General features: G+C 58.8%; 18 protein-coding genes. 8 read left to right on the plus strand and 10 right to left on the minus strand.

The window, feature by feature from the left end; all coding sequences use genetic code 11:
- From ACIOWL_RS13915 to ACIOWL_RS13930, 4 genes are read right to left on the minus strand one after another with little or no spacing between them, the layout of a single operon-like run.
- On the minus strand, positions 1-1,080 hold the full coding sequence (locus tag ACIOWL_RS13915; protein WP_400386156.1) for a methionine ABC transporter ATP-binding protein: 1,080 nt from the start codon (positions 1,078-1,080) through the stop codon (positions 1-3).
- The gene (locus ACIOWL_RS13920) at positions 1,064-1,969 is read right to left on the minus strand and encodes a MetQ/NlpA family ABC transporter substrate-binding protein (protein ID WP_400386159.1); all 906 of its coding nucleotides are present in this window, start codon (positions 1,967-1,969) and stop codon (positions 1,064-1,066) included. The genes ACIOWL_RS13915 and ACIOWL_RS13920 overlap by 17 nt, the downstream gene beginning before the upstream one ends.
- Positions 1,970-2,028: 59 nt before the next feature.
- Complete coding sequence (locus tag ACIOWL_RS13925) at positions 2,029-2,952, minus strand: acyl-CoA dehydrogenase family protein (protein WP_400386162.1); 924 nt, start codon at positions 2,950-2,952, stop codon at positions 2,029-2,031.
- Positions 2,953-2,968: 16 nt separating this feature from the next.
- Complete coding sequence (locus tag ACIOWL_RS13930; protein WP_400386165.1) at positions 2,969-3,223, minus strand: hypothetical protein; 255 nt, start codon at positions 3,221-3,223, stop codon at positions 2,969-2,971.
- Between the two features lie 478 nt (positions 3,224-3,701).
- Here ACIOWL_RS13930 and ACIOWL_RS13935 point away from each other — a divergent pair, with 478 nt between their 5' ends.
- Positions 3,702-5,555: an ABC transporter ATP-binding protein gene (locus tag ACIOWL_RS13935; protein WP_400386168.1), complete on the plus strand. Its 1,854-nt coding sequence runs from the start codon at positions 3,702-3,704 to the stop codon at positions 5,553-5,555.
- Positions 5,556-5,748: 193 nt separating this feature from the next.
- On the opposite strand, the gene ACIOWL_RS13940 is transcribed toward ACIOWL_RS13935, so the two are convergent.
- The 3 genes from ACIOWL_RS13940 to ACIOWL_RS13950 form a co-directional block, all read right to left on the minus strand.
- On the minus strand, positions 5,749-6,537 hold the full coding sequence (locus ACIOWL_RS13940; RefSeq protein ID WP_400386171.1) for a Fic family protein: 789 nt from the start codon (positions 6,535-6,537) through the stop codon (positions 5,749-5,751).
- Positions 6,538-6,560: 23 nt separating this feature from the next.
- The gene (locus ACIOWL_RS13945) at positions 6,561-6,911 is read right to left on the minus strand and encodes a hypothetical protein (protein WP_400386174.1); all 351 of its coding nucleotides are present in this window, start codon (positions 6,909-6,911) and stop codon (positions 6,561-6,563) included.
- Positions 6,912-7,074: 163 nt separating this feature from the next.
- Entirely contained in the window at positions 7,075-7,848 is a 774-nt protein-coding gene (locus ACIOWL_RS13950) for an IclR family transcriptional regulator (protein WP_400386177.1), read from the minus strand.
- Between the two features lie 217 nt (positions 7,849-8,065).
- Between ACIOWL_RS13950 and ACIOWL_RS13955 the strand changes: the two genes are divergently transcribed.
- From ACIOWL_RS13955 to ACIOWL_RS13970, 4 genes are all read left to right on the plus strand, one after another.
- Positions 8,066-9,451, plus strand: coding sequence for an NAD-dependent malic enzyme (locus tag ACIOWL_RS13955; RefSeq protein WP_400386180.1), 1,386 nt, complete (start codon positions 8,066-8,068; stop codon positions 9,449-9,451).
- A gap of 86 nt (positions 9,452-9,537) precedes the next feature.
- The gene (aceB, locus tag ACIOWL_RS13960) at positions 9,538-11,169 is read left to right on the plus strand and encodes a malate synthase A (protein WP_400386183.1); all 1,632 of its coding nucleotides are present in this window, start codon (positions 9,538-9,540) and stop codon (positions 11,167-11,169) included.
- On the plus strand, positions 11,166-12,422 hold the full coding sequence (locus tag ACIOWL_RS13965) for a DUF6986 family protein (protein WP_400386186.1): 1,257 nt from the start codon (positions 11,166-11,168) through the stop codon (positions 12,420-12,422). Before aceB ends, ACIOWL_RS13965 begins: the two co-directional genes overlap by 4 nt.
- Positions 12,423-12,433: 11 nt before the next feature.
- Complete coding sequence (locus ACIOWL_RS13970) at positions 12,434-13,267, plus strand: bifunctional allantoicase/(S)-ureidoglycine aminohydrolase (RefSeq protein WP_400386189.1); 834 nt, start codon at positions 12,434-12,436, stop codon at positions 13,265-13,267.
- Positions 13,268-13,464: 197 nt separating this feature from the next.
- On the opposite strand, the gene ACIOWL_RS13975 is transcribed toward ACIOWL_RS13970, so the two are convergent.
- The 3 genes from ACIOWL_RS13975 to ACIOWL_RS13985 all read right to left on the minus strand — a co-directional run bounded on the left by ACIOWL_RS13975 (position 13,465) and on the right by ACIOWL_RS13985 (position 18,258).
- Positions 13,465-14,943 (minus strand): amidohydrolase, encoded by a 1,479-nt coding sequence (locus tag ACIOWL_RS13975; protein WP_400386192.1) that lies wholly within the window; start codon positions 14,941-14,943, stop codon positions 13,465-13,467.
- Between the two features lie 121 nt (positions 14,944-15,064).
- Positions 15,065-16,621, minus strand: a complete 1,557-nt coding sequence (locus ACIOWL_RS13980) for an MFS transporter (protein WP_400386195.1) — start codon at positions 16,619-16,621, stop codon at positions 15,065-15,067.
- A 143-nt stretch (positions 16,622-16,764) separates the two neighbouring features.
- Positions 16,765-18,258: an amidohydrolase gene (locus tag ACIOWL_RS13985; RefSeq protein ID WP_400386198.1), complete on the minus strand. Its 1,494-nt coding sequence runs from the start codon at positions 18,256-18,258 to the stop codon at positions 16,765-16,767.
- 117 nt (positions 18,259-18,375) lie between these two features.
- Here ACIOWL_RS13985 and ACIOWL_RS13990 point away from each other — a divergent pair, with 117 nt between their 5' ends.
- The 3 genes from ACIOWL_RS13990 to ACIOWL_RS14000 form a co-directional block, all read left to right on the plus strand.
- Entirely contained in the window at positions 18,376-19,380 is a 1,005-nt protein-coding gene (locus ACIOWL_RS13990; RefSeq protein WP_400386201.1) for an Lrp/AsnC family transcriptional regulator, read from the plus strand.
- 857 nt (positions 19,381-20,237) lie between these two features.
- The gene (locus tag ACIOWL_RS13995) at positions 20,238-21,623 is read left to right on the plus strand and encodes a GntR family transcriptional regulator (protein ID WP_400386204.1); all 1,386 of its coding nucleotides are present in this window, start codon (positions 20,238-20,240) and stop codon (positions 21,621-21,623) included.
- Positions 21,624-23,087: 1,464 nt separating this feature from the next.
- A partial coding sequence (locus ACIOWL_RS14000) for a GEVED domain-containing protein (RefSeq protein WP_400386207.1) occupies positions 23,088-25,100 on the plus strand: 2,013 nt, incomplete at its 3' end.

Raw genomic sequence — 25,100 nt, forward strand, 5'->3', positions numbered from 1 at the left:
TCAACTAACCTTTCGAGTTTCGGCAATCTGTGCGAGGTCGGCGATTGCCAACTCGATGTCTTGCGGTTGCCCTAAGAACTCGACGGTGAGCGAGCCGAAAATCCGTGATTGAAGCTCATTTACGCCACCGTAAACGATATTAAAATCCACGTTGCGGGTGCGGGCGATGCGTGAAAGGAACGGGTCGGAGGTGTCCCGGTCCTTGACTTCGATCTGCACCAGTTGACCCCGGTGTACCTTGCGGATGTGGTTGATGGCTTCTGCTCCTGGATGATGGTCTAGTACCGAGGAAACAAAACGTTGCGAGACCGGGGCGGCAGGACCGGAGAACACGTCGTACACGCTTCCGTGTTCCACGACCGCGCCGCCTTCCATCACCGCGACCTTGTTGCAGATCTTGCGAATGACATCCATCTCATGGGTGATCAGCAAGATGGTGATTTCGTATTCCCGGTTCACCCGTTGAAGCAGGGCGAGTACCTCGGAGGTTGTTTGCGGATCTAGCGCGCTGGTTGCCTCGTCGCAGATCAGCACGGAGGGACGATTGGCAAGTGCTCGCGCAATTCCCACACGCTGTTTCTGACCGCCCGAAAGCTGTTCCGGATATGCCTTCGCCTTGTCTGCCAGCCCCACGAACTCCAGCAATTCGGTGACCCGCTGTGCCGTCTCCGCCTTGGAAACCCCTGCCAAACGCAGCGGGTAGGCGACGTTCTGGAAGATGTTTCGGGAGAGCAACAGATTGAACTGCTGGAAGATCATGCCGATCCGTTGACGGATTCGGCTCAGGTTTTTGCCGTTCAGCTCGGAAATCACCTGGCCGTCCACCGTCACGGTGCCAGTTGTCGGTTGCTCCAGGCCGTTGATGGTGCGCAGCAGTGTCGACTTGCCAGCCCCCGAATAACCCACCACACCGAAGATGTCGCCGCGAGCAACACTCAAGGTGACATCCCGCAGCGCGGTGACGTGCTCGCCCCGAGAACTGAAAATCTTCGACACCTGATCAAAGCGGATCATTTCCTGCGTGGCGGAAGAAACCTGCTGCGCCGCATCAACCTGCAGGGTTCTACTGCTCGAGGTCACGAGCCAGCTCCTCAAGGTCCGCAAGAGTTGCACGAAGTTCGTCCGTTGGGACATCCACAATCACGGTGTTGCCCTTGGACTCCTCGGCTACAGCGTCTTTGACCCGCTGATCCTGCCAGAAACTTGAAAGCTCGGCGTAATCCTGGGAATCGGCATCCTCGCCGCGCACCGCAACCACGTTGACGTAGGGGCGTGAGGATTCTGCATTCGGATCGTCCAAGGCCAGCGCCTGGTCGCGCGGAATCGACTTCGCCTGGTCAATCGTTGCCGCGCCAACCACAATCGCGTCGACATCCGGGTAGACGTTCACCAGTTGCTGCGCAACCACCGCGTTGAACTTCAGATTCTTGGGGTTTGAGGTGATGTCATCCACCGTTGGGTACACCCCGATGTTGTCCGCCAACTCAATCAGGCCGGCGGATTCGAGCAGGAATAGCGTGCGGGCTCCGTTGGAAGGGTCGTTGGGAATTGCGATCGTTGCGTCCTGCCCGATCGACTCGATCGAATCATGTTTATCCGAGTAGATTCCCCACGTGGTGATCAGAGTCGAGCCCACTGGTGTGATGTTTTGATCCTCGGCGACGTTGTAGGCAGATAGGAATGCCAGGTGCTGAAACGCATTCACGTCGGTTTCGGAGTTCGCCAGTGCCTGATTAGGCAGCGTCCAATCGGAGAAGGACTGCCACTCAATTTGAACCCCATGGTCCTTGGCTACCGCCGAAATTGCGTCGTTGACGGGGGAAAGCTCGCCAGTTCCTATGGTGATCTGTTTCAGTCCTTCGTCGGCGGCTTCGGAACTCGATGCGCAACCGGTGAAAAGCAGGCCGGAAACGGCTAGAAGTGCAAGCGGAGCGAAACGTCGGGCGGTGCGAGTTGATGCGAGTGTCATCGGTGTTCCTTGAGGTTGGTAGCGGTGAAGATGATGGAATCGGATACGAGTCCGGTGGGTTATGGGCGGGTTGAATAGAGGCTGAAATTGCCGGTCAGCAGTTGCTCTCCGATCAGGCGTGCACGGTATTTGGCGGGGTTATGGCTTGCGACGGTCCGGGCATTGCGCCAATGCCGGTCGAGGCGACGCGAGAGGCTGGTCGCGGAGGCTCCGCCGACCTCGAAAATTTCGGTGGCGGTGTCTGTGGCAAGTTTCAACACCACCTGCTGGGCTTTGAAGGTATCCAGCGCCAAGGCTTCGGCACTGAGGGCAGCTCCCTGCGATGAGGTGTAGCGTTCAAACTCGCCGGCCAGGTGCAGCACAATCGAGGCGGCGGAATAGGCTTTAGCCGCCGATTCGCCAAGGGTGGTCTGGACAATCTCTTGTTCGGCGGGGATCGTTTCACCGAAAACCGCGAAAGTCCGCCGTCGAGGTTTGATAAAAGCCACCGCATCATCGACTGCGTTCTGTGCGATTCCGGCGGCAACAAACAGGAGGATTCCCTGGAACAAGGCAGCACGGAAAGCCGTGTGCGGATCCGAAAGTTCAAAAACCTGCACGTCCGCGGCGTCGACTAGGACCCCTTCCAGGGTCAAGCTGCCTGACGCGGTGAGTTGTTGTCCGAACCCGTCCCAGTCATCTCGAATTGAAACACCCGGGTCGGAGGCCGAAACAAGCAGATTGACCCGTTGCTCACCGTGCAGGGCGCTGAGCGAGATCCAGTCGGCGTAGAGGCTTCCGGTGGTGTAGTACTTGGTGCCCGAGACACTCAACGTGCCGTTGTTTTCTTCCAGCACGGTGGTGATTTCGGTCAGTTCGGTACGTTCAGACGCCGCGTTGCCGACAATATCCCCGGCGCCGATTCGGTGCAGCCACTTCTCGCGGTGTGCGCTCTGTGGGCGAAGCAGCAGGTGTTCAACATGTGCGATGTGCCCGCGCAGCAAGTGGGCGACATTCGAGTCAGCCGTCGCCAGCTCCAAAATAGAGCTGCAGGAAAACTTCTAGGCGAACACCGCGCCCGCCAAAGTCCACGGGAACCCGCAAGGAAGTGAACCCGGTGTCCTTGAGCAGTTGAACCTGCTCGCGTGGAAGGGTTCGTGTTTCTTCGCGTTCCAGCGCGCCGGCCGCGATGCGTTGAAAGACCGATCCGAATTCTTCGCGCAAGCCGGCAATTTCGTTTGCGGACGCAGTAGGTGAAATGGCTGGTGCGGTCATGGCGTACTCTCCTGATTCGTTCGGCGGGGCCGGAAGCTGCCCGGCGCGATCAATGACTCAACCGTATAAATTCGGGTTCGACCTGCATATTTGCTGTGACACTGCTCTTCTTAAGTGGTCGCAACCCGTCATGTGCGGTCTTTGGGGGACATCTTGGAAGCGACGTATTTCGACGTATTCGCGGTGGTGCATGGCCAGATGACGCACCGCATACGCGGCGAGGAGTCGCTGGCCACATCGTGATGATTTTTACCCGGCGACCGGCTATGGACGGCTGGCGGCCAGTGGCCTCATGGTGTTTTCAGGTTCAGGAAGCACGCTTGCCGCAGCGGTGGTTTCAAGAGCGTTTGAGCAGACCGGTTTCCCGGTTGGGAGCGCGGACGTAAGCTTGCCCTAGGTAGATGCGAGGCCGCCCGCCCGGGAAGATAGGTGCTGGTACCCCCAACGATTCCCCGAGCAGGATCGAGAGCAGACACTCATGAGCATGGAACACACCGCATGGAATGCACTGTGGAGAATGTCGGAAGACAAAGGCAAAGCCTACGCTTTGGGCACTCCGCGACGCGTTCTGAGCTTCGCCGCCGGTTATAAAAGCCGGTTGGTCATTTTTGTGATCCTTTCGATCTGTTCGGCGGTGCTCGCCGTGATCACCCCGGTATTGGCCGGACGTGTGGTGGATGAGGTGGTTGCGCGCAGCGGGCTGTCTTTGATCATCAACCTGGCGTTGCTGATGGCGTTGGTGGCAGTGCTGGACACCATCATTTCCGTGGCCGTGCGCTGGTTTTCCTCCCGGCTGGGGGAGGGGATCATCTACGACCTGCGGACGGCAGTTTTTGATCATGTGCAGAAAATGCCGGTGGCGTTTTTCGCGCGGACACGCACCGGTGCGCTGGTCAGCAGGTTGAATAACGACGTGATTGGCGCGCAGTCGGCTTTTGCCGGAACCCTCTCAGGCCTGGTGGCGAACACCGTGGCCTTGGTGCTCACCGCCGCGGTCATGTTCACCACCTCATGGCAGGTCACGGCGCTCGCGCTGGTACTGCTGCCGATCTTCCTGCTCCCGGCACGGCACTTCGGAAAATCGGTGGCCTTGCTGCGCAGGGAATCAGCGGATCTGAACGCCGCCATGGGAAACCAGATGACCGAACGTTTCTCGGCCCCGGGCGCGACCTTGATCAAATTATTTGGCCGCCCGCAGGATGAATCGGCCCAGTTTGCGTTGCGTGCTGGCCGGGTGCGGGATATTGGCGTGAAGATGACCATGCGCCAGTTCTACTTTGTCGCCGCCCTCACCCTGGTCGCGGCCCTGGCGCTGTCCCTGGTGTACGGGGTGGGCGGAATGTATGCGGTGCGCGGTGATCTGGCAGCCGGTGATGTGGTGGTGCTCGGTATGCTGCTTGCCCGCCTCTACGCGCCACTGACCGCCTTGGCTAACGCCCGGGTTGAGATCACCAGCGCGTTGGTCAGTTTTGACCGGGTTTTTGAGATCCTGGATCTCAAACCCCTGATCACCGATGTGCCCGACGCCCAAGCCTTAGCCGCCGGCGCGGTGGATGTACGCTTCCGCCACGTGGATTTCGCCTATCCAAGTGCGGATAAGGTCTCGCTGGCGTCCCTGGAAGAGGTCTCGATTCTGGACACCCGCGGCGGCCAAGACGTTTTGCATGATATTGATTTCACGATCCCGGCCGGGCATACCGTCGCCCTGGTCGGCTCGTCAGGCGCGGGCAAATCCACGATCGCCTCGCTGTTGGCCCGGCTCTACGATGTGGATTCCGGAAGTGTAGAACTGGCCGGGGTGGATATCCGCCAACTCAAGTTGGATTCCTTGCGCGGCACCGTGTCCATGGTGACCCAGGACGGGCACCTCTTCCATGAGACGATCCGTACGAATCTCCTGCTGGCCAGGCCAGAGGCTACCGAAGCGCAGCTGTGGGAAGCCTTGGAACGCTCTCGGTTGGGCGAGGTCATCCGCAGCCTGCCAGATGGCCTGGATACCGTGGTGGGTGAACGCGGGTACCGGCTCTCCGGCGGAGAGCGCCAGCGTATGACCATTGCGCGGTTGTTGCTGGCTGCCCCGCAGGTGGTGATTTTGGATGAGGCGACCGCGTCCCTGGACTCGGCGAACGAGGCGGCGGTTCAGGCCGCGCTGAGTGAGGCGTTGGAACAGCGCACCGCGTTGGTGATCGCCCACCGTTTGTCCACCATCCGTTCGGCGGACCAGATCCTGGTGGTGGAAGCAGGGCGAATCATTGAACGTGGAACCCACACCCAGCTGCTTGAACTGGGTGGACGCTACACCCAGCTGTACGAAACACAGTTCGCCCAGTAGCCGATGCAAAGAGCGCTCGCGGGGAACTGAAATCTTGGCCGGATAATTTCAACATTTACATTCGCCGCGAACAACAATTACAGACAAGGCCCCTCGATTCCAGTGATGACGGGGATTTTCACAGAACGCTCGCGCCCAACAATTACAAACTAGCGATCTCACAATTACAAGAACTTGATGCGGATCATGGATTTTAGAGATCGTCACGCAAAATCTGTGGCAGGAATCCGAGCTCATCCAGTTGCCGCAAGACAAAAGTGGTTAAGGGGCCGGGCGACAATACGAGGCGGTAGCTACGTTTTCCGTCGGCTATCGGTTCAATCAGTTGATGATCGATAAGACGCCGGATTAGCTGACTCCGAGCGACAGAAGTCCCGTCGAATGCTTCTGCGAGGTCGGAGGCTCTTACGACAGTTTTGTGAGCAAAAACTTCAAGGACAGACAGTACTTCTGCTCCAATCATCCCTGCGGTGTGTGCTCTTTTGAGTGAAGGGATGAGCAAGTCATTGATAACAAATCTATGGTCGCCCAGACGCTCCAGCTTCTTGAGATCTAGCAGCATCCCTTCGAGGAGATATGTACACCATTGAATGAGGTCCGCCGGTTCCAGTGAGTCTGCAGCTTCAAGGTGCGCATAGTACGAAATACGATCAGCTCCGAACACTGCGGTTGGATCGATTGCTCGGTACCCAGTGGTTGCCGTAAATCCTTGGCTGACCATGATTGCGTAGGTAATTAATCGACAGGTGCGGCCATTTCCGTTCCCGAACGGATGGATCCAAACGAATCGATGGTGCGCAATTGCTACTTTTAGCAGATCGAAGGAACGGTCCATGTCCTGGTTGACGAAATCCAGCAGTTCTTGCATATCGGCTTGGACAGATACGAAGGACGGTGGTCTGTGGCTGGACCCCTTGATCTGGACATCGTTTGTGCGGTACGCCCCAGGAGTTTTGTCGCCTTCGCGTTCGAGGCCGCTCACTGCAATCTTGTGGAGTTCGCGAACTAGGGCGTGTGTAATGGGGTCTCCCGGGCGCACGTGCTTGTCAATGAACTCGGAAGCTTCCTCCAGGAGAATGATTTCTTTGACACCATCGGAGTGGGTTGCGGATTTTTTTCGCGTGCTTTGGCCACGTTGTCTTGGGCGCCTTCGACGATTTCAACAATTGAAGTTCGGTTACCTTCAATGCGGGCGCTCATGATGCTGGCCATCAGCTGGAACAGCTGCTTCAGCTGCGCGAAGACCTGTGGCGGTGTGGTGCTTGTGCCCGGATCTCCACGAAGACGCTCGTGCGCGATGACAACTTGCGCCAGCCGGCTATTGAACGAAAAATCCGGAACTTCGATAGGTCGCATATCAACAATTTAACAAGCCGCGAGCAACAATTACAGGCAAGGCCCCTCGATCCCAGTGATGACAGGGATTTTTGCAGAGCTCTCGCACGCAACAATTACAAACTAGTGATCTCACAATTGCAGATTTGTTGGAACCGGGCGCTCATTGTGCGGGCGGGCGCCACTAGTCTGCGGCGGCAACCAGCTGGCGGCCCAGCTCGCGCGCGGCCTCCTGCAACTCTGGAACTGCGTGCCCGATGAAGGTTTCATCGACACGGGTGACCGGACCGGACACAGAAATCGCCATGGGGGTAGGTGCACCGGGAACCGGCACGGCGATGCAACGCACACCCAATTCCTGCTCTTCCTCGTCAATGGCGTAGCCGCGTTCGCGGGTGGCCTCGACATCGGTAAAAAGCTTGCCCAGGGTGGTGATGGTGTTCGCGGTTTTCGGGGGCATTCCGGCCTGCGCGACCAGCCGTTGGACACGTTCGTCGTCAAGCACGGACAACACTGCCTTGCCGACACCCGAGTTGTGCAGCATGGCGCGGCGCCCTACCTCGGTGATCATGCGCATGGAGTGCGGGGACTGCACCTGGGCAATGTAGGTGACCATATCGCCATCCAGCACGGCGATGTTCGCCGATTCACCCAGCTTGGCCACCAAGTCCTTGAGTACCGGTGAGGCCAGGGCGCCCAGCTGGCGGTTGGCAACCTCGCCCAGGCGGATCAAGCGGGGGCCCAGCGAGTAGCGGCGGTTGGGCAGCTGGCGGACATAGCCGACGCCAACCAGGGTGCGCAAAAGCCGGTGAATGGTTGGCAGGGGCAAGGGGGTGTCGGCAGCCAACTCGCTCAAGGCCGCTTCTCCGCCGGCCCGGGCAATAACTTCCAGTAGTTCAAAGGCGCGTTCGACGGACTGGACGCCGCCGGTGGTCGACTTGCTGGTTGTCTGCGTCATATACGACTCCTTGATGCCTCTGAATCGTGGAAGTAGTTGGTAGTTAACTTCTGCGATACGAAATCTTTTCTCTAAGAATAGCCCCATGGCCAGCAAGAATTCCATGATGCGAGAAGAAATGATGCAAGAAGTTGTGTCACAGTGCACAAAGTGGCCTTGCGTTTTCATTTTGAGGATATTAGTATCCACTATACGGAAACTTTTACAGGAGGACCTCATGGCAGCACCTAGCCCGGGATATTCATTGACGCTTCGCGTTCAGACCCCAGCGTCGATCACCGCCACCAGCGAACTGGCTGCGGCGGTTGGCTCGGCTGGTGCACATATCACCGCTCTGGACGTGACCGAATCGCACCACACCCACATGGTGGTCGACGTTTCGTGCAACACCATGGATGTTGCCCACGGCGAGCTGGTTCGAGATGCACTCAATGAGCTGGAAGGGGTCAACGTCCGCAACGTCTCGGACCGCACCTTCCTGATGCACCTGGGAGGCAAGCTCGAGGTGGTCCCCAAGGTCGCGCTGCGCAACCGCGACGACCTGTCCCGCGCCTACACCCCTGGTGTAGCCCGCGTCTGCCTGGCGATTGCAGAAAACCCGGCCGATGCCCGCAACCTGACGGTCAAGCGCAATACCATTGCCGTGGTCACCGACGGTTCGGCCGTGCTGGGCCTGGGCAACATCGGCCCGGCCGCCGCGCTGCCGGTGATGGAAGGCAAGGCCGCCCTCTTCAAGCAGTTCGCAGATGTCGACGCCTGGCCGGTCTGCCTGGATACCCAGGACACCGATGAGATCGTGAAGATCGTCAAGGCGCTCGCACCGGTGTACGGCGGGGTGAACCTGGAAGACATCGCCGCCCCGCGCTGTTTTGAAATCGAAGCCCGCCTGCGTGAAGAACTGGACATCCCGGTCTTCCACGACGACCAGCACGGTACCGCCATCGTGACCCTGGCGGCCCTGGACAACGCGCTGAAGGTTGTCCAGAAGAACATCGGCGAGGTGCGTATCGTGGTCTCCGGCGTCGGCGCCGCGGGCAACGCGATCATCCAGCTGCTGGCGGCACGCGGTGCAACCAATATCATCGCCTGCGGCCGCAACGGAGCGATCACCCGCGACGAGGAATACACCGACGAGCACCGGGTGTGGCTGGCGCAGAACACCAACCCCGAGAACTTCTCCGGATCGCTGAAGCAAGCCGTTGTTAATGCGGATGTGTTCATCGGCGTATCCGCCCCGAATGTCCTGGACGAAGCGGATATCGCCGCAATGAACGAGCGCGCGATCGTTTTCGCCATGGCCAACCCGGATCCAGAGGTGGACCCGGAGGTTGCAGGTCGTCACGCCGCGGTGGTTGCCACCGGGCGCAGTGACTTCCCGAACCAGATCAACAACGTCCTGGCCTTCCCGGGCTTCTTCCGCGGCCTGCTGGATGCCGGCGTCTCTGAGATCACCGATGAGATGCTGCTTGCAGCTGCCGACGCGATCTCCGCCCGGGTAAGCGACGATGAGCTGAACCCAGGCTTCATCATTCCTTCGGTGTTCGACCCACAGGTCGCAACCGACGTGGCGGTCGCCGTGGAACTCGCCGCGAAAAAGAACTAAGCACCTATCGGGGCTAGTCACCCCCGGCCCCGGCACCTTGGGGCCACATCACTGGAACAGAGCATAGAGGTTAAGGAGCAACCCACATGAGTATTTCACTATCCCGCATTCCGGAATTCGACGGCGCCGCGCAGATCCTCTCGGATGACGCGCTGGCATTCATCCAGAAGCTGCACCAGAAGTTCGCCGGCACCCGCGACGAGCTGCTGGCCGCCCGCGACGTACGCCGCCAGCAGTTCTCGGATTCCAAGAGCATCGATTTCGACCCGGCCACCGAAGAGGTCCGCAACGGCGACTGGAAGGTCGCGCAGGCACCTGCGGCACTGCAGGACCGCCGCGTGGAAATCACCGGCCCGGCCACCCCGGCCAAGATGGCCATCAACGCGCTGAACTCCGGCGCCAAGGTATGGCTGGCGGACCTCGAGGACGCCTCCACCCCGAGCTGGAACAACGTGATCGACGCGGTGAAGAACCTCTCCGACGCCGCCCGCGGCGAGCTGGCCTTCACCGACGCGAACACCGGCAAGTCCTATGCCCTGCGCACCGATGCGCCGCTGGCCACCGTGGTGGTCCGCCCGCGCGGCTGGCACCTGCCGGAGAACAACGTGCTGATTGACGGCAAGCCGGGTGTCGGCGCGCTGGTGGACTTCGGCCTGCACTTCTTCCACAACGCGAAGGTGCTCACCGAATCCGGACAGGGTCCGTTCTACTACCTGCCCAAGATGGAGCACTACCTGGAGGTGCGCCTGTGGAACGAGGTCTTCACCTTCGCCCAGGCAGAGCTGGGAATCCCGTACGGCACGGTGCGCGCCACCATGCTCATCGAGACCATTCCGGCCGCCTTCCAGATGGACGAGTTCCTCTACGAACTGCGCGACCACGTCTCGGGGCTGAACGCCGGACGCTGGGACTACCTGTTCTCCATCATCAAGACCTTCCGCGAGGCCGGGGACGCATTCATCATGCCGGACCGCGCCGACGTGGCGATGACCGCGCCGATGATGCGCGCCTACACCGAGCTGCTGGTGAAGACCTGCCACAAGCGCGGGGCCTTCGCCATGGGCGGCATGGCCGCCTTCATCCCGAACCGCCGCGAACCAGAAGTCACCGCCGCCGCCTTTGAGAAGGTGCGCGCAGACAAGACCCGCGAGGCGAATGACGGATTCGACGGCTCCTGGGTTGCCCACCCGGATCTGGTGAGCACCTGCATGGAGGTCTTCGACTCGGTGCTGGGGCGCAAGCCCAACCAGCTGGACAAGCAGCGCCCAGAGGTTGAGGTCACCGCAGCCCAGCTGCTGGACGTGGCCAGCGCACCGGGTTCGGTCACCGAGGCCGGTGTGCGTCTGAACCTCTACGTGGCCGTGGCCTACACCGCCGTGTGGCTTTCGGGCAACGGCGCCGTGGCCATCCACAACCTGATGGAAGATGCCGCCACCGCTGAAATCTCCCGCTCGCAGATCTGGCAGCAGATCCGCAACAAGGTGGTTGCCGCCGACACCGGCAACACCATCACCGCGGAACTGGTTGCCGGAATCCTGGCCGAAGAGGTGGAGAAGCTGCGCGGCGAGATCAACGACGCCCAGCGTTTCGCCACCTACTACGAGCCAGCCGCCAAACTGATCGGCACCCTGGTGTCCGGCCGTGACGAGGACTTCGCAGACTTCCTCACCACCGGCGCCTACGAACTACTGGAAAAGGAATACGTGACCAAGCCATGAGCAACGTCTTCGATGAGTCAACGCTCGCCGCGGTAGAAGCCAAACTGGCCGCTACCGACCAGCTGCTGGAATCCGCCTACCCGGGGGAGACCGGCGCCCGCCAGCCCGTGCACACCGTGTACGTGCCGGGGGACAAGTTCACCGTCGGCCTGCCGGAGGCCTGGGGCGCCAATGCCCTGGCCGCCGCCGGCAATGCCGCGGGCCTGGCCAAGCTGGCCGCCAAGCTGAACCTGGCCGAGCCGCAGCGCTTGGGCGAGCTGGTTGCCGCAAAATTGGCGAGCGAACCCATCGAAGATCTGCGTCTGGACTTTGAAGACGGCTACGGCAACCGGTCGGATGCCGAAGAGGATGCGGCCGCAGTGGCCGCGGCCGACTCGGTATCCGCCGCCGTAGCCGCCGGCAAGGCCCCGGCTTATATCGGAATCCGCTTCAAGTGCTTCGAAGCCCCCACCCGGGCCCGCGGCATCCGCACCCTGGACCTGTTCGTCTCGCGGCTTCTAGCCAACGGCGGCCTGCCCGAGGGGCTGCGCCTGACGCTGCCCAAGGTCACCACCGTGGACCAGGTCCGCGCCATGGTTTTCCTGGCCGAAAAGCTGGAAGAAGCCCACGGCCTGGAAGCCGGGCGTATCCGCTTCGAGGTCCAGGTGGAGACCCCGCAGGTGATCATCGCGGCCGACGGGACCCACCCGGTGGCTACCCTGATCCATGCCGGGAAGGGCCGGGTCTCCTCGCTGCACTACGGCACCTATGACTACTCCGCCTCGCTGGGGGTTGCCGCCGGCTACCAGTCCATGGAGCACCCGGTGGCGGACTTCGCCAAGGACGTGATGCAGGTTGCCGTGGCCGGCACCGGAGTGGAACTCTCCGACGGCTCCACCAACATCATCCCGGCCGGGGACCCGGAGAACATCGCGGCCGCCTGGGAACTGCACGCCCGCCTGGTCAACCGCCACCTCACCCGGGGGATCTACCAGGGCTGGGACATGCACGAGAACCAGCTGGCGACCCGCTACCTGGCCACCTTCGCGTTCTTCCGCGAAGGACTTCAAGCGGCCGGCACCCGCCTGCGCAACTACGTGCACAAGATCGAATCGGCCATCATGGACGAGCCTGCCACCGCGCGGGCCCTGGCGCGCTACATCCACCGCGGGGTCGCCTGCGGTGCGGTCACCGCCCAGGAAGTCACCGATCTTGCCCAAATTACACTTGCCGAACTGGAAGCGATCGCGCTGAATCGCTCCCACGCAAACTAGGAGATTTTCCCATGACCGTTCCAGCCCAGGTGAAGAGCCCGTACTACAACACCTACGGCGGGCACCCGCCGCAGACCGACCTGCTGACCGACCGTGCAATTGTCACCGAGGCCTACACCGTGATCCCCAAGGGTGTGCTGCGCGACATCGTCACCAGCGTGTTCCCCGAGTTCACCGACACCCGCGCCTGGGTGCTCAACCGCCCGGTAGCCGGTGGTCCCACCACCTTCTCCCAGGTGATCGTGGAGATCGCTCCGGGCGGCGGGGCCGCCAAGCCGGAACCTCAGGCCGGGGTATCCAGCTTCCTGTTTGTCGTCGGCGGTGCGCTGACGCTGACCCTCGACGGTGAAGAGCACGTGCTGGATGAGGGCGGTTTCGCCTTTGTTCCGCCGAACGCCATCTGGTCGCTGAAGAACAACGAATCGCAGATCGTGACCTTCCACTGGATCCGCAAGCGCTACGAGGCGCTGGACTACGTTCCGGCTCCGCAGGCGGTCGTGGGCAACGAGAAAGACATCGAGCCGGGCCACATGCCGGATACTGACGGCAAATGGCGCACCACCCGCATGCTGGATCCGCAGGACCTGGCTTACGACTTCGGGGTGAACATTGTGACCTTCGAGCCTGGCGCGTCGATTCCGTTCGCCGAGACCCACGTGATGGAGCACGGGCTGTATGTGCTCGAAGGCAAAGCGGTGTACCGCCTGAACGACGACTGGGTTGAGGTTGAAGCCGGCGACTACATGGCACTGCGCGCATTCTGCCCGCAGGCTTGCTACGCCGGCGGCCCCAGCAACTTCCGTTACCTGCTGTACAAGGATCAGAACCGCCAGATCACGTTGTAATCTGATCCCTTCCTAGACCGCCGGGGCCAGAACCCGCGAGATCCCGCCGCTTCATGGTGCACCATGTCCACCTCATGTTCCAGTGATGTTTCTTTGCTCGGACACGGTGCATCAGTGCTTGGGATGTCGCAGGGTTCTGGCCCCGGTTTTTTGTGGCTAATGAACGTGACGCGCTGCGCCGTTGAACTTTGTAGTGCTTAGGACAGCGACTTTTCCAGGGACGAAGGCTGGTCGCCACTGGCGTCTTGGGCGGTACGCAGGGGAGGCGCCACGACGTGAGCAGGGATCGGATTGACGTAGGGATTTTCCGCGGTGGCTTGTGAATGCTCCTTCTTGGCGGCCGCCAGCAACTCTGCGTCCGTGAAGACTCTCAAGGCCGTGCCGGCCATCGCCTTGGCGGCATAGGTCATCCCCTTGTGCGCAGCAGCTGTTTTCCCCTGCGCCACCGCCTGCCAGCTGTGGAAAGGAGTTCCCAGCGCATAGGTTGACGCCAGAATCTGCACCGTGGGAACCGACCACGACACATCGCCGACGTCGCTGGAACCGGTCATCTGGTTGCGCGGGCGTTGGAAATCCGTCAACGGGAGGGTTTCGTGCAACGCCCGTGAATCATCTGAAGACCAACCGAAACGCAGCCGTGCATTTTTCAGATCCCGGGCGGATGAGTCAAGGGTGAAGGCCGCGGCCGCGGCCTGATCCGCGTCGCTGAATGGGATGCTTCCTAACGACTGCACCGTGTCATGCATGACCAGTTCGAGGGTGTCGTTAGGCAGGATCTCTGAGCAGGCCCCGTCGAATTCGATTCGCAGTTTGGTTTCCGTCATGTGGGCGGCTCCCTCAGCGACCTTCACAACACGCTCGTAGAGCTCACGCATCTGGGCGGTGTCTTCGGCGCGGATGATGTAAAAACCCGAGGCCTGGGACGGGACGACGTTGGGTGAGAGTCCACCGGCGTCGGTGATGGCGTAGTGAATCCGTGCAGAGTCCGGGATGTGTTCGCGCAGGAAGTTCAGTCCGGTGTTTGTCAGCTCGAGGGCATCAAGCGCGCTGCGGCCCAGATGCGGGCTTACCCCGGCATGCGAAGAGACTCCGGTGAAGTGGAAATAGACCTGTGCGTAGGCCAGCGTGAGTACCTGGCGAACAATCGTTTCATTGTTTGGATGCCAGGTGATGGCCGTATCCACGTCGTCGAATGCACCACCCCTGACCATGTATGTTTTGCCGGCTGCCGCTTCTTCTGCTGGACAACCGAAGTACCGGACTCGGCCGGGAAGGTTGTTTTCCTCCAGGTAGGCGGCGGTTGCCACGGCTGCCAGCAGCGACCCTGATCCGAGCAAATGGTGGCCGCATCCGTGGCCGTTAGTTGAATCGCCCAGCGGGTTGGGGCATCGTTCAGGATTCCCGCTGTCCTGGCTCATATCCGCAAGTGCGTCGTACTCACCGAGAAATGCAATCACAGGCCCGTCGGTGCCCTTCTCAGCTGCGAATGCGGTGGGAACGCCGGCAATGTTTTGGGTGATGCTGAACCCGTATTTCTGGGCAAGTTCGCTGTGCAGCCGTACTGAACGATGTTCTTCCCACCGCAACTCGGGTTGATCCCAGATCGTATCCGAAAGAGCGGTGAACTCCGGGGCCAGGGCATCGATTGCCGCGTTGATGGCTTCAAGGTTATTCATAACTACCTACCTTTTGGTTGAGTTGCGGTGTGGATTGTTCCCTCAAACGTGGCGAGGGGAAAGGGGGCGCCGGATTGCGAGATGCGGTGCACCGCTGGGCACAGTGCAGTGCCTGCAGCTGCTAGTCCTGCGCCGGCAAAGGAGCCCGTGCTGCTGATTCTTCAAAGTTGTCATCTCCCGCGGCCTGGGCCGAAGGCCGCGACTCGTCCCGGAGCGGTGCGTTGCCAGCCTCCGGCGAGTTTGCCTCCAGGACCGGCTGGCTGTTTTTCAAGCGCGTGGCCATGACGGCAACAACCAGGCAAATGGCGGCGCAAACGCTCCACACCACGCGGTAGGAATCATGGGACGGCACGGAAACCGCGGCCCCATTGACACTTGATTGGGTCGCGAGAGTGGACATCACGAGGACAAAACCAGCGCCTGCCACCGCCCCGCCAACCGAGCGAGAGGTGTTGTACATCGCCGAGGCGATGCCCACCGAGTCCGCCGGTGCGCGTTTGACGATGACGGTGGGCAAGACTCCGATCAGGATGCCGGAAGCTACCCCCAAAATGAACAACCACGTGCTGAAAGTCAGAACGGTTCCGGGCCAGAGCACCATGAGCAGGTAGCCGATGGCGCTGACTGTTGCGCCTCCAATGATTGTGCCCTTTGCTCCCAACCGTATGGCGAGGTTATCGCTGAAGGTTGAGCCGATAAAAAGTGCGAACGAGTAGCTGGCCAAAACCAGCCCTGCCTCGGAAGCGCTCAGCCCGAAACCGTACCCGTTCGCAGGGTCGGCCCTCAGGAACAGTGAACTGGGGGTGTTGGAAGCGAACATCTGGGCACCCACAAGAAGGGACATCAGGATGGGAAGCCCGATACCTCGGGTCAGCACCTGGAGGTCGATCAGCGGGTCCTTGACGCTGCGTTCAACAAAAATCCACGCAACCAGCAAGATGATTCCGAGGATGATGCCGCCGATGACCAACGGGTTGCTCCAGCCAAGCGAGTTGCCATTGGAGACACCGCCCAGCAGGGCCAGCATGCCCACACCCAGCAAGGCTGCGCCGATCCAGTCGATCGAGCCCTTTTTGAGCAACGTTGTCTCTGGAACCAGGAACTTCACCAGCGGGATGCACAGGGCGAGGAAAAGCCCCGGGAACAGGAGGGTCAGCGTCAGGCTGCCCAACGCATCCATGACCGCCCCTGAAATCAACCCGCCCGCGACACTGCCGAGGGTGAGTGCACCAACCAGCCGGCCAATGCTTTTGCCCGCGCTTTTGGGATCCCGATGCCGCACGATGGCGAATTCCAGCGGAAGGAACGCGCCAAGCGGTGCCTGGAGTGCGCGCCCGACCAAAAGCCATTCAAAACTGGGCGCGAAAGCGACCAGAATGGACCCGGCCGCGACTGCCGCGGTCGCGAAGACCAAGAGTTTTTTGTGGCCGTACATGTCGCCGAGCTTTCCCAAGATAGGGACTGCTACCACGGTGGCCAGAAGGTAGATGGCCATGATCCAGTTCAGTGAGGCTGCCGATACACCATGGGTCGCCCCGATGGCGGGAAGCAGGGGACTGAGCCAACCTTGCAGCAGCCCGCTGCCGAATTCCAGGAAAATCAGGAACCCTACTGCCGCCGATGCGCCCGACTTAGCAGTAAGAGGTTTGGCGCTGCGAGGGGTATGTGTGGAACTCATTGCTACTCCAACGATGTGAGAACGAGAGGTTACATGGGTCCGACGATTTAGTCGGAGGGTGTTCCAAAGAGCGAGGTTTGACCTCAGGTATAACGAGGTGTTCCGGGACGGGAACAAATGTTGTGGACCCGTCCCGGAACTGGTTAGCTGATTTCGCGCAGCGGCGGAGCCACTACTCCGTCAGGAATTGGAGAAATGAAAGGTGTCAGGGCCGTTGCCTTCCGATGTTCAGCTATTGCGGTTTCGAGCAATTCTTCATTCGTGAAGAGATCTACAACCATGCTCGCCATGACCTTGGCCGCGTGGGCCATGCCCTTGTGAGCTGCCGGAAGTTTTCCTTGGGCAACCCACTGCCACGAGTGGGCTTGGGTTGCGATTGCCATGCTTGCCGAGAAAATCTGGACGGTTGGTGTCACCCAGCTGACGTCACCGACATCTGTTGATCCGGTTTCCTGATGCCGGGGCATGGAAGGGTTCAGCGCAGGGATCGAATCATGGAGAGCCTTCGAATCAAACCGGTCGATCCCGTACCTCTGGCGAACGGCAGCGACTTCTGATTCCGGGTACTGTGCCAGGAATTCTTGCGCAGTCGCCTGGTCGGCCTCGTCGAAGGGAACAGGACCTACAAGTTCGGTGATTTCATGGATGGCCTGCTCAAGGACTTCATTCGGAAGGAGCTCTGCTGTAGCTCCTTGGATTTCGACGGTCAGTTCGGTCTCGGTCATCAACGCCGCGCCACGGGCGACCTTCAGGACACGCTCGTAGAGTTCCTGCATCTCCCGGACGGTCCGCGCCCTCACCAAGTAGTACACGGATGACTGTGACTGAACGACGTTCGGTGATTCTCCGCCTGTGTCCGTAATTGCGTAGTGGATTCGCGAGGAATCCAGCATGTGTTCCCTCAGGAAGTTGACTCCCACATTGAGCAGCTCAACCGCGTCCAGTGCGCTGCGTCCCATGTGGGGAGCGCCTCCGGCATGGGCCGCAACCCCGCGGAAATGGAAGACCGGATTGATGTTGGCCAAGCTCAACCACTGACGGGTTGAGGTATTGGCTATAGGGTGCCAGGTCACGGCCGCGTCAACATCATCGAATACGCCAGCCTTGACCATGTAAGCCTTGCCCGAGCCGGCTTCCTCAGATGGGCATCCGTAATAACGCACCCGACCGGGCGTCCCCGAGGTTTGCAGATACTCGGCAATGCTGATGGCAGCCAGTAGAGATCCTGCACCGAGCAGATGGTGAGCGCATCCGTGGCCATTGCCGGAGGTGTTGCCCGGATCAGGAGTCTGGGTGGTGGATCCTGAAGCCTGGCTCAGGCCGGCAAGTGAATCATACTCGCCAAGGACGGCGATAAGCGGGCCATCAGTTCCGTACTCGGCGGAAAAGGCGGTCGGGATGCCTCCCAATTCGCGTTTGATCTCGAAGCCATGTTGTTCGGCCAGGGCAATCTGTCTTTCGACGGCATCAAACTCTTCCCAGCGCAGCTGCGGGTTGTCCCAAATGGCATCACTAAGCTCGGTAAACACCGGAAGGTGATGGTTGACGATGGCGCTCAGTGCTTCGACGTGCGCGGCGCGGTCGTACTCAACGGTGGCAGCGCCCTGCGCCTGAAGTGTGGATTCATCGACGGACATGATGTCCTTTCATGTTGACCTGATGGCCCTGCCTGCAAGGCCTGCGATTGGTGGAGAGTGTTGTCCATCACCGGCTTCGTCAGTCCAATCTGCAGGAAAGAGTGCTCTAATTGCCTCATGACGAAGGAATACGAGCCCGATGCCATCGATTTTCGACTGGTGCATGCGCTCCAGGTTGACCCGCGAGCCCCTTGGAGCGACCTCGCCCCGGTAGTCGGCGTTGACGCGGTCACACTGGCCCGGCGCTGGGAACGGCTTTCGGAAACCGGTCTGGCATGGGTCAGCGGATACAGCCCCGGAACTAGCCGTTCAACTCTTGCGTTGATAGAAGTGGAGTGCGCGCCGGGGCAGTCCATTGCAACATTTCAGTCAATGGCGGAAAATCCGGATATCTTATCGGTCGACTTCACCGTGGGCAGCCGCGACCTGATCCTGACCTTCGTCGCTAAATCGATGCGTGATGTGACAAACTTTGTGCTTCATCAGCTGGGGCAGTTCGACTCAATTCGCGCGGCCCGCACGCACCTGGTCACCGACGTGATCAAGGAAGGCGGTGCCTGGCGGCTGCGAGAGCTTTCAGCCGCTGATATCAACCGGATTCCGCCGCTGCGGCCGCCTCGGTTGCGTGCTCCCCGTCAAGTTCCCGAGGATCTGCACAAGGTGATTGAATCCGAACTGGCCGTCAACGGGCGGGCGACAACCTCGCAGATTGCAGCACGAGCCGGCGTGACAAGTCAGCGGGTAGCGGATGCCATTGCGGTACTGCGAAACAGCGGCGAACTTATGTTCCGCACCGACATCGCCAGGACGTATTCTGGATGGCCCGTCAACGCCTGGTACTTTATGCAGGTTCCGGCTTCCTCCCTGGAAAATGTGCGCGGAGCGCTGGCACGTGTGGAAGAAGTGAAGCTGGCTGCCCGCTCCGCGAGCCAATACAACCTGATCATGTCCGTGTGGCTGCGAAACCTCGATGACGTGCAGCGTCTGGAAGTCATGCTGGAGAAGTCGATCCCGGGTGCCCGTATCGCCGACCGTTCCCTGGTTATACATGCCGCTAAACATCTGGGAAGGAAGCTTAACGAGGACGGCAGAGCCGCCGGTGCACCGAACGGGTTTTCCTAGAGCCGGATTGCGCTTGTCGCTTTTGATGTTTCGTATCCGCTCACGAAAGCGACTTCAGACCATTAGGGATTGGCTGGAAGAGCAGCCGGGTTCACCACGCATTTCACTCGCACGTATTTCTCATGGATCAATCAGGTGAAGCGGTTTTGCACAGGTTACCCGGGGACTGCCACTGACAAATGACCATCGAATTGTATAAACGTTGGAGGAAGACCTGTGCGATTGGGGCACGGGTTGGAATGAGAATTTGCGGCCGTTTTTGTCTGGACAAAAACGGCCGCGGAGTTTCTTGAACCGTTGGGTGGACGTCTTGAGTGAACCAATGTCGCAGGACGCTTGTTTCCTTGCTGATAATTTAGACGAATACCACTTGCTCCAGTACCCCGAAAACTACGTCGGAGCGCCAGATTCACCGTTCTAAATGGTAGCTAGTTTTGGTGCACAGCGTGATTGTATTGGGTTCATAGAAGTGTGTAGCCCAAACTACCCCAAAGATTGCTTGGGCTACACAGGGCCAGGGTGGGGGTCCTGGCGGGTTTTGTCGGTGCCCTGGGAAGCGACCAACAAAACCAGAGAGAAGTTCAATCGCGGTTCAAGATTGGAATGCCAGATTTATCTCGCTAAATCCGACCCACAAGTCGCAAGCCAATGTTGAATATCCGCTAAATTTCAACAAACATCAACGAGAGAGATGTTTGTTGAGATCTATAATCGAGCTTCTATCGTGTTAGATCGTATCACACGGTATGCCAGATGAAACATGTGCTTTGGCCAGTTTCGCCATTGCCATTTCCGCAACGGCGATTAACACTACGTTCGAATCAGTAGTGCAGCACTGGAAATGAGATGATGTATCTGTGTCACAAGAACAACGCGAGAATGAGAACGAACGTGTCCTGCAGGGCATTCGTCTGCGAATTTTAGACCGCGAGTTTTCGGTCGGCGAAAAGCTTCGGGAACGCGCCTTAGCGGACGAATTTCGCGTGAGCAGAAGCCCCGTGCGGTACGCGATTCAGCAACTTGTGATCGAAGGCCTTGTTGCTCGAGAAGCGGGCAATGAAGCTGTTGTGGTGGGGATGCGCAAGGAAGACCGAGTTGACCTTGATGAACTAATGGTCACCCTTGATCTCTTGGCATGTCGTCAGGCAATCGTTCGTTATGACGAACGAAAACTGTCAGAGGTGAAAACCTTTGTTGAGCGATTCTGTGCAACAGATGGCCTTGCCACACAAACGGAAGTTAATGAGTTCATTTACCGACTTCGAAGCTTAGTTGTCGAATCGAGTGGTAATTCGATTCTTCTTGAGATCAATGATGTTCTTAACGACTACTACTTTAAATGGAACCCGGACGGGGTCTCCATGGATGAACTAAGTCTTCTGTTCCGGGAGTTTGCCGATCACCTTCTCTCGCGCGACTTCAACGGTGTTGAAGCCGTCTACAGGACCTTCGCTATCAAGGCACAGGCAAAGGGCCGCGCAGAGGCGATGGAGTTCCTGCGTAGCCCGCAGTTTCCCTCATCTGAGACGGTTCAGTCGATGGTGTTCCAACGGAATCGAGCCAGTCAGCCACTGCCGAAGGGGGAAGCGAGTTACCAAAGCGGCGGATTCTCGATTGCGCAGAGAGTGCGCGAGGAAATCTATTCAGGTTCCCGCCGAGCGGGGGACGCCTTGTCCGCGCGAACTCTGGCCGAAGATTTTAAAGTAAGCAGAACCCCTGCGCAGCAGGCCATTGATGAACTTATTGCCGATCGATTGGTCAGTGACGCAGGCCCGCGACGCTCCGCCCGCATCAGGGACCTCGCGGAATCTGAAATCAATGACGTCATTGACGTAGCGCTGGCGTTGGATTGTTATGCAACGAAACTGGCGGGACAACGCAGAGACGGCCAGGATCTAAGTGCCTTGAAACAATATTTGGCCGATCAAGTTGCCAGTGTGGAGGGCAAGGCAAATGCCAGCAGTCTAGTTCCTGCCCTGATGAATTTTCGCAAGGCATTGCTTGTGGCATCAAAGAACCGATATATCTTGAGCGCCAACAAAGTTATCGAGGCACGCCTGCAGTGGCACCTTAGCAAGCTCGAGAAGCACGGGCTTTTGGTCCGCGGGAACTATCTGCTCCTGGAGTCAATTATTAACCGCGATGAGCTGATGGGCAGAAGTGTTTTCGAGTGCTTCTTCGATCTGGCATTGAATGACGACTACGTGAATCTGAGCTCAGGCTTTGCCGTGGAGTATCAATAGAAACACTATTCCCTGTGGAAGGTTCAATCACCGGCCTATGATGATCCAATTAGGCAGTTAAGTTCGGCTAGACCGATTGCACTTTTGATCTGCGTCGTGTGCCCTACTATGCAGACGAACGTTCGAGATCGGTACGCGTCGAGTGATTGCTGTCAGGACCGCAACAACAGCAGGCTCGGATAGTGCGCCCAGGGGCGTAGGCAACGATGGTTATCGCTGTTATTACGCCTGTTTCGTTGAAAGTCTCTTATGCTCAACAGGTGAATTGTGATCGTGAGCGGTAGGGCTAGTGATTCTTGCACCCTGGTTCAGGTTAACTATCGAGCTCATTGCTCCGTGCAAGGCACAATTTTTGCCAGCGAGTCCACTGCCGAGGTGTCAATGATTCAGGCTGGCTAATGTAGTGCACTCCAGGCCCTTCCTGTGAAGGGCAAGCGGAGACTCAGGTTGAAACGGGAAGTTGTTGGGTGGCGCCTAGGTGGTGTTGGCCAGTGCTTCAATGGCCGGTTCCACTTGCCGGTGCTCCGGTGTTCAAAACCTTGCAGGAACTCGCTCTCTAATTCCAAGCTGTTCCTGTGATGCGACCGCGAGGAGCCAAATTCAACCGCGCTGCCAGTAGCCGCACGGTGCCGCACATGGTTTCGATGTCCGGTCCGACCCGTTGTGATTACGTTTCTGAAAGCTTTCAATCTGGCATGCCTATTTGTGGCTAAATTCTTCAGCGGCCAGTTTCACGCCAGCGATCTCTTCTGTTGTGAGAGTTACCCTGCGGCAGCCGCAAGGCGTGGTATATCGATAGGCATGCCAGAATCTACGCTTGTGTAGCGTAACTATTGCCGTATTGGCAAGCCAATATGAAATAGCTAGGTGCTGTAAATATTGACATTCTTTGATATTTTGGACTTCGTGAACTCTTTGGGATGCCAGAAGTGCATGAGTTTATCTAAGGGCAGAGCGCCACGGTGTTCTCTGTTCTGGCATACCGCGAATGAAGCTATCTGGGTTTAGCGAAGGTGAGGGGGTGTTATGTGCAGTCGCTGATTCGACTTTGTCAGACCGGCGTAGGCGCAGTTGTGATGGCTTTGGGGGAAGTCGTGGATATGGGTTCCTTGTCATTCACCGGAACAGTTAGTGCGTACGAGGCTAACCCCAGACGAGGTGCCCGCAGGGCTACGGATACAAACGGCGATGTTATGAAGGTTCGTGCTCGACGTAGGGCAGGGTTCTGGCACCGTCGGCAAGTTATGGACGTCGAGTACGTCGCAAAATCTGCTCCGTGGTCAAGCGCGGCTGGTGGCGATCTGGTGATCGAATCTTTCCGGGTCGAGCAACACCGCGGCTATCGAAAGTACAGCAGCACCCATCACCGATGGCGGAAGTCTGTCCCGCGCGACGAAAAATCCAGATACGGCCCTACGGGGTTCACGAGCAAATAATCATCACAAATCGCAGGGGGAGTTAGGTGTGAAAGGTAAAAACCAGCGACCACGTCCGTGGTCGCACATTCGTGAAAAAAGAGAGGCGCGGCTCAGGCCCGGGGCACGGCCTGGTTGGCTGCGCCGCCCGGCCGCAGTCATGGCTGCAATTCTAGTTTCGTCGGGTTACGTGACTCTGGCGGCTACTCCGTCGGTTGCCTATCAAGTTCCCGTTGACGATTTCGTCAACGGGACTGCGGTGACACCATCTGGTCTTCAACTCACCATTGTGGGGGCAGGGAATACCAGTGGTGGTGTAAACAGTGACATGACCGATCGTGGATACAACGTCACGCAGTACGCCCCAGGTATTCCATCCTCAACACCGGCTGTTCTCGTAACTGTCGGTGGGGCAGGTTTGGCTGCCAGAAGTACGCCAACCGTGTACGACAACCGTGGCACCGTAACGATCAACTACGAGCATCCGGTTCGTAATCCTGTGATCCACCTTGCCGGGCTCGGCGGTGCCGCGCAGAATGCCACAAACAACCTGGCGACTATTACGGCGCGTTTGACGCTCGCGACACCAGGTGTGAGTATCTCAAAGGCAAGCGGACCGAATCTCACCGTTGACGGAAATCTAATCCGTGCCACCAACGAAGATTCTTCAGCCAGCTGTATCGCTGACAACGGGCGACCGTTCCAAGGTCGTTCGGCGAATGCAGGCTGTGGCTCCGTCCAGGTTGAAGGAACGGTCACTTCTCTGACCTTTAACACCTCTCTAGTGGTCACTCGCTATGCGGGGAGAGACTTCACCCTAAGTGGCGGTCAAGGCGATGCCTTCAACCTCACCTCAACCTTGGGCGAAGATTTCGGCGATGCCCCAGCGTCCTACGACCAGGGTAACGCTGCGCGACATACGCTAACGGATTTTGCACTTGGCGAGAGTATCACTGCTGATAATTCAACGGTCGCAAATAGTTCAACCAGTCCAAACGCCGGAGCTGGCGCGGATGGCGACTCCGACGATGCGCTGAGCGAAATTGCTCCACTGCGTGGTGGCGCGGAAGCGCACCCCTACACTGTGACAGTTCCATACACGGGTGCGAGCAAAAATGGCGAAATCTGCGGCTGGATCGATTTCAACCAGAACGGCATTTTTGATTCATCGGAGCAGGCCTGTGCAACGGCTCCTTCCGGTAGCGGCTCTGCCGAGCTAACGTGGGAGGCTCCGGCCAACCTCGCCGCAGGAACAACCTACCTACGACTGCGAGCCGGCTACACCAGCTCGCAAATTCAGTCGCCTACCGGACACGCGGACTCTGGCGAAGTTGAAGACTACGCGGTAGAGATTTCGCCGGCTGCAGATGCTGCTGATGATGAGTCGCATGGGAACAAGATTGGTGATTCAGTTACCGTTCCTGTGTTGGACAATGATTCAGAGAATCTTGATCCGTCGACCGTGAATATTACTGATCCTGAGGGCAATCCTGTTAAGGATTTGGTTGTTCCTGGTGAGGGTACTTGGTCGGTGACTGAGGATGGTTCGATTACTTTCACTCCTGAAGAGGGTTTTGAGGGTAATCCAACGCCGATTGATTACACCGTTGAAGATGAGAACGGTCAGTCCACTGGTGCTCAGGTTGTGGTGACTTACCTGCCTGAGGCTTCGGATGATGAGTCGTTGAATAATCCTCGTGGTAACGCGGTGACTGTTCCTACCTTGGGTAATGACAAGGGCGATTTGGATCCGTCGACGGTGAATATTGTTGATCCTGAGGGCAATCCAGTGAAGGAACTGGTTGTTGAGGGTGAAGGCACCTGGACGGTGAATGAGGATGGTTCGGTTACTTTCGTTCCTGAAGAGGGTTTCGAGGGTAATCCGACTGATATCGCATACGTCGTGAAGGATCGTAACGGTAATGAGACTGGTGCGAATGTTCACGTGACCTACCTCGATGGTGTTGATGCTGCTGATGATGAGTCGCATGGGAACAAGATTGGTGATTCAGTTACCGTTCCTGTGTTGGACAATGATTCAGAGAATCTTGATCCGTCGACC

This window comes from Glutamicibacter sp. NPDC087344 (assembly GCF_044744225.1).
Classification (GTDB): Bacteria; Actinomycetota; Actinomycetes; order Actinomycetales; family Micrococcaceae; genus Glutamicibacter.